Source organism: Syntrophorhabdus sp. (genome assembly GCA_012719415.1).
Lineage (GTDB): Bacteria > Desulfobacterota > Syntrophorhabdia > Syntrophorhabdales > Syntrophorhabdaceae > Delta-02.
The window spans coordinates 1-10,495 of sequence record JAAYAK010000127.1 but is presented as its reverse complement, the minus strand read 5'-3'; the positions used below and the strand labels follow the sequence as shown (position 1 = coordinate 10,495).

Annotated in this window: 8 protein-coding genes; 1 reads left to right on the top strand and 7 read right to left on the bottom strand. The window is 56.3% G+C overall.

Features of this window, described 5'->3' with window-relative positions:
* Positions 1-303: type II secretion system major pseudopilin GspG (gene gspG / locus GXX82_07955; protein ID NLT22966.1), on the top strand; the 303-nt coding region annotated here is incomplete at its 5' end.
* 139 nt (positions 304-442) lie between these two features.
* Here the strand turns inward: gspG and GXX82_07950 are convergent.
* The 7 genes from GXX82_07950 to GXX82_07920 form a co-directional block, all read right to left on the bottom strand.
* Entirely contained in the window at positions 443-2,980 is a 2,538-nt protein-coding gene (locus GXX82_07950) for an autotransporter domain-containing protein (GenBank protein ID NLT22965.1), read from the bottom strand.
* A 197-nt stretch (positions 2,981-3,177) separates the two neighbouring features.
* Positions 3,178-6,531: a hypothetical protein gene (locus GXX82_07945; protein ID NLT22964.1), complete on the bottom strand. Its 3,354-nt coding sequence runs from the start codon at positions 6,529-6,531 to the stop codon at positions 3,178-3,180.
* A gap of 258 nt (positions 6,532-6,789) precedes the next feature.
* Positions 6,790-7,485 carry a pentapeptide repeat-containing protein gene (locus GXX82_07940; GenBank protein NLT22963.1) on the bottom strand — a complete coding sequence of 232 codons (696 nt, stop codon included), beginning with the start codon at positions 7,483-7,485 and terminating at the stop codon, positions 6,790-6,792.
* Between the two features lie 117 nt (positions 7,486-7,602).
* On the bottom strand, positions 7,603-7,842 hold the full coding sequence (locus tag GXX82_07935) for a hypothetical protein (protein ID NLT22962.1): 240 nt from the start codon (positions 7,840-7,842) through the stop codon (positions 7,603-7,605).
* 270 nt (positions 7,843-8,112) lie between these two features.
* Positions 8,113-8,640, bottom strand: coding sequence for a hypothetical protein (locus tag GXX82_07930; GenBank protein ID NLT22961.1), 528 nt, complete (start codon positions 8,638-8,640; stop codon positions 8,113-8,115).
* A gap of 267 nt (positions 8,641-8,907) precedes the next feature.
* Positions 8,908-9,990, bottom strand: coding sequence for a hypothetical protein (locus GXX82_07925; GenBank protein NLT22960.1), 1,083 nt, complete (start codon positions 9,988-9,990; stop codon positions 8,908-8,910).
* A gap of 339 nt (positions 9,991-10,329) precedes the next feature.
* Positions 10,330-10,495 (bottom strand): hypothetical protein (locus GXX82_07920; protein NLT22959.1); only part of this gene is annotated, 166 nt, incomplete at its 5' end.

The window sequence follows — 10,495 nt, the reverse complement described above, 5'->3', positions numbered from 1 at the left end:
GGCAAGCAGGCCGCGGCGAGGGCACAGGTCGAACTTCTTTCGCAGACCCTCGACCATTTCCGCCTTGACGTGGGCCGTTACCCCACCACACAGGAAGGCCTCACAGCCCTCGTCACGAACCCCGGAGGAGCAGAGAACTGGGAAGGTCCCTACCTCAAGAAGGCCCTTCCCAACGATCCCTGGGGCAAACCCTACCAGTACCAGTCTCCCGGATCTCACGGAGAGTTCGATCTCTATTCCTACGGCAGGGACGGTACGCCCGGGGGCGAAGGTGAAGACAAGGATGTGACCAACTGGGAGTAAAAGAACGATACGTGGTAGGAATTCAAATAAATGATGGGCGGCCCTCAAAGCCGCCCATCATTTGCTATCTTCCCAATTCATCGGTTACGTTTCATGTAGTTTTCCCATAACCCATAACCTCTGACCCATCACCCGTCTTCTACCAGTTGAACCTCAGTCCTCCCGTGAAGCCGTGGCTTATCTGATCTTCTGTAATGCCCAGATCGTAGCCTACGAAGAAGCTGAGCATGTCGCTCTTCTTGCCGGTGAGATTCAGGGAGAAAACGCCCGCATCTCTCTTGGCAGTGCTGGAAGTGATGACGAAAGAGCCTGCCGTTTCGCCTGCGAACCGTGCGTTGATGTTCGCTTCCGTGTCGCCGAACTCATGGAGCCATTTTGCGCCGAATTCCGGGGTAAGTGCGAAGTCTTTTGCCGCCTTGAACTCCCGGGACAGCTTCACGCCCACGCCGCTCTGGTAGGAATCGGTATTGTTACTGTCTGATTCGAGATTCAATGCGCCTGCGCCTGTTTCCGTAAAGCTGTCCGTGTGGTTGCGCATGGCAAGGAAGGAAACAAGGGGCGTTGCGGTGATGCCGCAGAAGACGGGCACTTTGTAGCCGCCCTCGAGGTAACCCGATATGTCGCTGCCGTCATAGGAGCCACGTGCCACCCGGTAGATGTTGCCGAAGTTGAGATAGCGCTTCGTCTCGTAGCTGTTCTTGCTGTAGCCAAACGCTGCGTCCACGTACCACAACTTGCTCTTGGGGACGTAGGAACCGTATATTGACCCCTGGAAGCTTTCAACATCGGAATTGTCCTGAAGCTGTTTCATGTCGACGCTGGTCTTTGAATACCCGACGGCTACGCCGGCCCGGATATTGGGGTTGATGAGGTAATCGAAACCTGCGATGGCCCCGCCTATGGTGTAGTCATAGCGGGAACCCACGTCGTCACCGTGGCGGTTGCCCGTCACACCGTATCCTTTGATCCACATTCCGTAGGGTAGCTTCTGCCCGTCTCTTGTGAGGGTAAACCCCGCATCGGATGCCACCGGGCCGCCCGAGGCAAGCATCGTCAGGGGATCCGACTGCCGGTCGTTGAGTCCGAGAAAGCCCAGGCCCGTGGTGCTGCCGGTACGGCCGAAGAGATTCTGATAGAAGGCCCCCTGTCTTGCGGGAGCGACGGTTGATGATACACTGTGGGTCGTTCCCGATATCTGGTCGAGGGCGGAGTTGAGAGCGCCGTCGTCGAGAGAGAACAACTCATCGACAACGGTAACCATGTCGTCGGAGGAGGAATTGCTGTAGGCATCGTCGATTGCCGACGCCACATTGCCCCTCGTGCCCCTGGCTCCTGACTTCTTGAAATTTGACCTCATGTTGAGGTAGCTGTTCTTTGCGTCATAGGCAAGGGACATCTCCCTGTACTTCGAGTCTGACGTCACCGAGTCGAAGGTGCCAGTAAGGCCATTTGTCGTCTCGATTATGGTGTGCGTGCCCCCTTTCAAACCCTTGGTGACGACGGAAACGGCGCCGCCATTCAGCACCGCCGTGTCGGCCGTTACCTTCCCGGCCTTGCCGTCCGAGCCCGCTCCCACCGTGTAGGTTGCCCCCGCCTCGTGCGTGTAGGCACCGCTCACCTTGAGCGCACCGCCGAGAACGGATATGTTGTTGCCGCTCGAGAGGTCTCCGCCCAAACTCCAGGTGCCGTCTCCGGACTTCCGGACGGTCTCCCACCCGGTGATCGTGCCCGTGGTGATCGTGCCCGAACCTTCGAGATGGATTGTATCGGTGCCATCCCCGCCCGCTACAGCGCCCGTTATCGCGGAACCGTCGCGAAGATAGGCCGTGTCGTTGCCGGCGCCCATATTGACGGCAGTCCCGGAGGTGCCTGTTATCGTCCCGCTGTTGTCCAGGATGTCCGCTCCGGTACCTGCGAAGATCACGCCGATGGGCCCCGTTATCTCACCCTTGTTCGTAACAGTACCCTCTGCCGCCGACCCAAAACTAACTGCGGCGTCTGTGGAGTTGGAAGACGTGCTCTTCAACACGCCGCCCTCCTCATTGAGAATGGTGCCGCCACCGCGGACGTAAACGGATATCCCGTCTCTGCCTGTTATCGTTCCCGAGTTCGTCAGGGTATTCCCGCTTCCGGACAAGAACACGCCATAGCCGTTCCCGGAGATGCTACCGCGGTTTGTGATATCATTGCCACCCGAATTGGTGTTGACAGCAGACGAACCATTATCGCTGCACTCTATTATTCCTGTCGAATCGTTGACAAGCTTCAGGGAACCAGCTGATATGCCATAAAAGACCCCCGCAATAGTACCGCTGTTCGTAATGGTGCCGGACAGGTAATTTCCGCTAGCAGCATTTTCTCTGAGATAAATGCCCGTACCATCCAGACCCCTGTATGACACATTTATGGTTGCCCCTTCTTCCACTGTAATGTCCCAGCCGTCAGCATTTCCCCAGAGGCCGTACTTTCCCGATGTACCCGTTACGGATACGGAGCCCGTGGATGTGAGGGTGGCCTTCATCACACCGTCAGCATTTGTTTCATCCTGCAGGGCTACGCCTGCCGTTCGCGTATCGCTGATCACGACCTCCGCGAAGGAGGGCCGTATGACACCCGGTGCGGCAAGCATGAAAAGCGATATACCGCAGACAACACACTTTCTTAATGATAGTTCCATCTCGGATCTCCCTTCTCCTTTTATTCATTCGCTACGCCCGAGCGAGGGGGGGAGTGGTTTGACCCACTGCCCTTGCCCCCCACACTCGCGACTGCATATCGTCTACTGCTCCTGTGTACCTTTCAGCTTGAATCTGATACCGCCAGAACCATCTCTCGTCCCTTGTCAGGGGTTCCGGGATAGTCTCTGGCACCTTTTTACGAGCCCTGGCTAGGTATTTCCTTGAAAGTAACGTAGATCACGTGATCATTATCCAGGGCAGAGAAGGTGTACTGGTCGTCTGCGAAGGTCACCAGGGCATCGTCGACATAAACCTGGAAAACCCGATAATTCTCGTCAGGCACGAACTGGTAGGTCGGTGTTGCACCGGCCTCATAAGTCGTATCGCCCAGTGGTTGAATAGTCCCGTTGGCCATGGCTTCTGCCGTGATCGTGTAGGTGGTCGCCGATTTCTCCTTGAAGGTGACGTTGATCGTATGATCCTTGGTCAGAGCGGCGAAGGTGTACGTGTTGTCCGTGATGGTCACTTCGCTGCCGTCCACCGTGACCTTGTCGACCACGTAGCCGTTATTAGGCGTGAACGTGAACGTGGGTGTTGAGCCGGCGTCATATTTAGTTGCGGCCGATGGACTTATGCTGCCGTTGTCTCCTGAGGTCGGCGTTATGGTGTATTGCGTTACTGCACTCGACTTGAAGGTGACTGTGATATTGTAGTCATCGTCCAGGGGAGAGAAGGTATACTGGTTGTTTGTGAGATCCGCAACGTTGCCGTCGATCTTAAACTTGTCAACCACGTAGCCGTCGTCAGGTATGACCGTGTAGGTTGGCGTTGCGCCTTTGTCGTATATCGTTGTGCCCGGGGGGCTGATGCTACCGTTAGCTCCTGCTTTCGCCGTTATGGCATATCGCGGGTATGGCCTGAAGGTAACGTGGATCGTATGGTCACTGTCCAGTGCGGCGAAGGTGTACTTGTTGTCCGTGAAGACCACGGACTTCCTGTCCACCGTCACTATGTCGACGATGTAGCCGTCGTTAGGTGTGAAAGTGTACGTCGGTGTTGCGCCGCCATTGTAAGATTTCGTGCCTTTGTCGCTGATGCTGCCCCAATTCCCGGCAGATGCGGTGATCAAATAGGTCCCAGCCTTCTTGAAGGTGGCTTTAATGTAACCGTTTTTCTGTACATTCTTGAAGGAGTATGAGTATTTTGTCGTCTCCGTTGCGTCTTCTATTGTGCTGGTCCTGCCGTTTTCAATCTTCGTCAACGTTTCTATCACGTAGCCCAAATTGGCCGTCGCCGTGAACGTTACGCTACTTCCCCTCTTTGCCGACTGATCCGTGCTGGGGGTGATGGTGCCGTTAGCGCCTGCCTTGGGCGTGATGTAGTACGTCGAATCGCTTGTTATCCTTCTGAAGGTGACTTCGATGGTGTGATCCTTTTTAACCTTGGAGAACTTGTAGGCATCGTACGGGAAACTCTTGGACCACAGCGCTCCGTCAATGAAGACCTGATCGAATTCGTAGCCGCTGTTGGGCATGAATCGGAACGATATGTCCTCCCCATAGTTCACGGTCTTTTTCCCGATAGGGTCGATCATGCCGTTACCACCGTTCACTTTGGCGGTGATGGTGAGGACGATCTTCTTGAAGACGACCTGGAGTGTATGATCGTCGGCAACGTTCACGAAGGTGTAGGAATTTTCTGTCCAGGACTGGGTTTCGCCATCCACGATCACCTGATAGACCTCGTAACCTTCAGCCGGTGTGAATGTGAATGTCGCGTTTCTGTTTGCCCCAACATTGTAAACACCCGATGGGTCGATCGTGCCGCCCAGGTTGTTCTTAACAGAGGCTGTGATGGTATAACTGTAAGGACGGAGTTTCAGGACGGCAAAGTTCGGATTGAGTCCCGCGGCCTCGCTCGGAAACTGCCATTTCGGCTTCACGACTGTGCCGCTTTTGTTCTTGCCATTCCATGACTTATCGCTGACTCCCGCAACAACGATATCACCCGTTACTGAGCTCGCTATTGAATAGGCCCTGTCAATGCAATCGCTGCCGTAGAAGGTGTGCCATTGCGACTTGCCGCTGAGCGGGTTAAGGCCGAGGATGGCCATGTCCGCGGTGCTGCCCGATGCGCCCGTGAAATTGTGAAGAGGCTTCTTACCGTCGATTAATGTCCAGGGGCCGCGAGCCTCTCCTGCCACAAGCAGGGTATTGTCATACAGACTCATGGCCATCGCGTGGGGAACATCCTCAGTATCAATTCCACCGCGGAATGTATGCCATCCGTTGGCTCCTTCGTTGTTCATCTTGACGACAACAAAGTCATTGTTGGTGCCCTGCGTGTGAGGGTCCACCGGTTCCCTGTCCTTGACCTTCCAGCCCGACTTGCTGTACCCCGCAAGGTAGTAGCCGTTACTGTCGTCCGTCACGACCGCCGTGGCCCAATCGTTATAGGTCCCTCCGAAGAAGGCGTGCCAGTGGCATTCCAGGTCGCTCCTTGCCAGGCGGGCGATGAACATGTCGTAGCCGCCGGTATGGTCGTTGCGGGGCGGGGTGTTGTACCAGGCGTGGGTGTAGTTCCAGCTCTGGTCGCTTGCTCCCGCGACCACCACCATGCCGTTCTTGTCGATGGCGATGGCCTCGCCCCAGTCGTTGGACTCGCTGCCGCCGAGAAAGGTGTGCGCGACATAATATCCGTTGGTGTTCAACGCCAGGACCCATGCGTCGTTCGAGCCCTGATAGCCCCGTGTCGGCTTGCAGGGCCTGTTTTTCTTTTCATAGCGGCTCTTGTCCGCCATTGGTTCTCCGTCCTTGCTCGGGTAAGTTTCCGGCCAGCATCCGAAGAATTCATGGTCTGTCTTTCCCACGAGAAAGATCCGTTCCTTATCGGCGGCGATGCCGTATGCCTCTTCATCCCAGTTGGATTCCCCGATGAACGTGTGCCACTGGTACTCACCATTGTATTTATTTAGGGCGAGGACAAAGATATCGGTGGAGTATTCATAATACCAATAACCCACACCGCTACTATGGGAAGGATGTAATATCGCTCTGGAATGGTCCTGGACCGCGCTCTTGTTGTTCGGTCCCGACCAGTTGTCCCTACTTGTACCCGTGATATAGAGCCTGTCATCGACTATGGCCATTCCCTTGACGGTGTCGTACTCATATCCTCCGTAGTACGTGTACCACTTGAATTCGCCGTCGGGACCGAACTTTATCACCAGGATGTCCCTGTTGTTGTCGGCGTTACCCGAATGCCAGTGCAACGGCTGACCGGGACTGCCGTATTTCGAATTCGTCTCCTGGGACGGGTTCCATTTAACACCTGCTGCTGCGATGAAGATGTTTCCTGCCTCATCAGTCACAACGGTACTGAGTGTCTCCGACTCCATCTTGGCGGACCCGGTAAACAGGTGCCATAGATAGTAAGGATCAACCGCGTCTCTGGCTGCGGCATTCCCCGGGAAACATGGCAAAAGCAAGAGGAGGAGGAAAAGGGAGGTGAAGAAATAGGTGATGAAGAATCGACCGCTTCGCTTGTTCATGTGCTGCCCCCTTTTGTTTTTGTGCAGGACCCTTCCTGGTCGGACATTGATGATGGTTCGTCGCTGTCGCCCCCTTCCGGAGAAATCCTGTTCTTGATAATGGGAATTTTTATCGCGGGGGGTATCAGTTTGAAATGGCTATGTCCCCAGTTTGACGGATTTAGGGACGAACGCGCTTCTTACGGGGCGAGGGTTATCCGGTTCATGACGGTATCCGGACAACCCCCAAAGGGCGTACTTAAGAGAAGGGGAATGTTCCTATTTCTTCGTTCCGTCTGTCCAGGTTGCGCCGGTCAGGTCGGCCTCGTTGAGGTCGGTGAGTGTAAGGTCGGCGCGGGTGAGGTTGGAGCCGGCAAGGTTGGCAAAAGAAAGGTTGGCGCGGGAGATGTCCACGCCGGAGAGGTTGACGCGGGCGAGGTTCGCCCGGGCAAGGGTGGCATAGGAGAGGTCCGCGGCGGTGAGGTTGGAGCCGGTGAGGTCGGCACCGGTGAGGTCGGCAAGGGCGAGGTCCGCCCTTTCGAGGTCGGTGCCCGTGAGGTCGGCCTCGTTGAGGTCTGCGCCGGCGAGGTCGGCGCGGGTGAGGTTGGAGCCGGTGAGGACAGCGCGGGTGAGGACAGCGCGGGACAGGTCCACGCCGGAGAGGTTGCAGCGAGTGAGATTGGAGCCGGCGAGGTTCGCGTGGGAAAGGGTGGCCCGGTAGAAATTCGCGCGGGAAAGGTCGGCTTCGGAAAGGTCGGCTTCGGAAAGGTCCACGCCGGAGAGGTTGGCCCTGACAAGCGTTGCACCCGACAGGTCCGCCGAGCGAAGGACTGCGTGTGACAGGTCCGCACCTGCCAGCCTGGCCCCGGACAGATCTACCCCGGAGAGGTTGGCGCAAACACCGCCGTCCTCACCGTCGAGCCACCTCCTGTGCCGGCGCAGGATCGAACTGAGTTCCTTATCGCTGATCTCCATCAGTTATTCCCCGTCTCCGTATTGAGTGCAAAGCTCACCACCGGACGGGTAAAACTATCATTCATTCCAGCCAGATACGGTGGGAGCCTTTTCCCTTCGGCCCGCGAATGTACTGTCCTACTGACTTCTCTTCCAGCCCTTCGCTATCAAACAGGCATCGACCTCGTCACAGACCCGGGTACCCTTCCGAGCGTACTCCTTCTCCGCTACCTGCTCGCAGTAAGCCTTGTCCCTGGCCCACTCCGCCTGGGTCATCCCGGGTTTTTCGTAGTGAACGACACAGCCGCCAAGGCCGGCCATCAAAATGATCGCCGGCACTATCCATTTCCTTTTTCCCTTCCGAAGACATGACATCATCCTATTTTCCTCCTTGTCTCTTATGCGATCATCAAGACGATGTTTCGGCTTCTTCCGCAACATTCCAATCTTCATTTTCCCGCAATGAACACCAATTTACAAGGAATAATATGATGGAAGGAATATTCCGGAGAATGCCCACCCGGGTCAGCGTCCGGGGATCTTCACGAACCCGGGCACGTCCGTGTTCTCCCCTCTCTCAGGGCATAGGGATCCCTGACGGGATCATGGCACCCATTATCCAGCAGTGCGTCCCGTCGCCGAACATGCTTAAGAGACGTGCGGCTCGGCGCGCCGCAGCCAGGCCTCCTTCCAGAAGAGGAAGCACGACGCATCGCAATTCCCATGCCTCGACCCGTCGCAGCAGACACCTTCTAGCAGGACCACGTTCCTCGCTTTCCTGAACCTTCCCGTCTGCTCCGATAGAACGCGGTTGACCCTTTTATACACCCGCGATCGCCTGCCGCAGTGCTGCCACTGTTCAGCCATGAAGTACAAACGGTCGCATCTCCCGTACCCGTCGAGGGTCTTCTCGATCTCCGCCCGCGACTTGATCTCCACAAGCTCCCCTGGATTGAGGCCCAGGACCCCGTCCAGAGGCGGGACCGATCTGTCCGCTGCCACCGTTGACGGGGCGGGAGGAAGCAGCCTCAAGCGCCTCAAGATCTTCCTGCATATGCGCGGGAGCACGCCCTTCGACATGAGCCATCTCATGGTATAATATGGTTTCAACACCACAGGCATCCTGTCGATCTCCACCCTGACACAGAGATTGCGATACCGTGAATCTGCGTGCATATGGACCCTCCGTGCAGGCCATGAAAACCACATCAACACACGTTTCCATAGGTTGACGGCATTCCGGCCCTGCCAGCTTTCCTGCGTGCCTTCGGCACTCCCTGGAATCATACCGGCGACGCTTGTCGAATTCGCCGGCCCCCATAATAAGAACATAGCGGCGCGCGAATATTTGTCAACCCGGCCGCCCCGGCAATGGCAGGATCGTCGCGGCCTTATGCGTGAAACAGGCTTCTGCTTCACGCGATTCCCCAACCCTTTCCGGGTTCACCTGAACGGGATCTGTATGGGGTCTTCGCAATGAGGCCGTATCAGCATCAAGCCTTCGAGACCGGGGGAATAGTATTTTTGACTGAACTCCTTTTCATCCTTCTCGGACGGGGGGTGTTCATTGTTCCAGCCGACGAGCCCGTACATCTTGTCGTCCCTGCAGACGATCACGGGATTGATCTCGAAAAAGCTGGCCACCTTCCCGGAATACTCGGGAATGAAGAAAAAGACCCAGGACCGGGATTCCCTGTCGGGATAGACCATGGCGCCCCATTTACGTTTCGTGCTGTAGACACCGTCGTTGAAAAAAGGCCTGCTCCTCAGCAGGTCCACCTTTGAAAGACCATGATCCAGGGCAAATTTGAGCACAAAATAGTACTCCGCTGACGCTGCTCCTCTCCTGATATATTCCTCGTCTCCGTGCAGGATCCCCGTCCTTCTGGCGAACAGGGTGCCGTCCTGCACTTCGCAAAGCACGCCCGCGACGCTCTTGTCTCCTTCCTCGATGACGAGGAGAAAGCCCCTGTTGAAGGAATCCTTCATCTGGCAATAAGGATCAAGATCCGCAAGGTCCTCAAATCTCTTTTGAATATGGGGCGCGTACATCTCATTGTAGAAGAGATCGAAATCCTTCGGGTCCTCTGAGACCCGGCATGAGAAGACCGGTTTCTTGTCCATTCTATTGGAGAACTGCCTCTTGTTGTGCTGGAACCGTTTCTTGATCTCACCCCAGCCGCCCGACATATCGATGAACGAACATATGAGCGTCTGGCTCTTGAAGTGTGCCGACCTCTGGAACTTCGGTTCATAGCTCAGGGGAAGCACGGCAACGCACATGTCGATCGAATTGGAATGGTCTCTCAGAACCCTCGGCAAAGAGGGCGTCCACATGCGCCACTTCCTGAGAACGGCAGGGCAGTCATCGTACATCCGGGGAAGCATATATCCCATGAGGTCCGTGTTCTCAACAAAAAGGCAACGGAATGTCTCGCCCCCGTTTCCCAGCCTGCCTTCGACGAGGGTGGCATGACTGATGTACCGGGACACTAACGGATAAAACTTGACCTTGACTTTGTCCATGAGGCCCATCGTTGTTTCCCCCCTGCCCGGAACCGGGCTGTTGCACCGACAAGAGACACGCGGTCAGGACCGCATGGCGCAATTCCCACTTAACATGAAATATAGCAGACCGGATTCGGGTGTCAACGATGGGTCCCCGCGGTCATCGCCCGCAAAGGACCGTCAATGCTATATCCGCGAGAAAGTCTCTGGCGGTGAACAGGTGGCCGGTATGATGCCACGAAATCGTTCGCGACAAACACAAGGCAGGATTGCGGGACCGCTGTTTGTATGGCAGGTCAGAAGAAAGAAGGAGCCGGCGATGTATCCCCGGCGCGCGGCGCCTTCAGGACCTTCGTGTCAGGTCCCGCTCCCCGAGCCGGCAGGTTTTGATTGTTTGAGACAGGCGTCCCGCATGATGTCCACGGGAACATCCCGGCCCAGCCATATCGCCAGGGCCTTCGCCCCCTGCTGGACCAGCATCTCCAGGCCGTCAACGATGACCGCTCCCCTGTCGCGGGCCTTG

Excerpts from the sequence above, each read along its gene's own strand:
- GXX82_07925 (NLT22960.1), bottom strand. The coding sequence starts at position 9,990 with ATGGACAAAGTCAAGGTCAAGTTTTATCCGTTAGTGTCCCGGTACATC.
- GXX82_07945 (NLT22964.1), bottom strand. The coding sequence starts at position 6,531 with ATGAACAAGCGAAGCGGTCGATTCTTCATCACCTATTTCTTCACCTCC.
- GXX82_07950 (NLT22965.1), bottom strand. The coding sequence starts at position 2,980 with ATGGAACTATCATTAAGAAAGTGTGTTGTCTGCGGTATATCGCTTTTC.
- GXX82_07930 (NLT22961.1), bottom strand. The coding sequence starts at position 8,640 with ATGCACGCAGATTCACGGTATCGCAATCTCTGTGTCAGGGTGGAGATC.
- GXX82_07935 (NLT22962.1), bottom strand. The coding sequence starts at position 7,842 with ATGATGTCATGTCTTCGGAAGGGAAAAAGGAAATGGATAGTGCCGGCG.
- GXX82_07940 (NLT22963.1), bottom strand. The coding sequence starts at position 7,485 with ATGGAGATCAGCGATAAGGAACTCAGTTCGATCCTGCGCCGGCACAGG.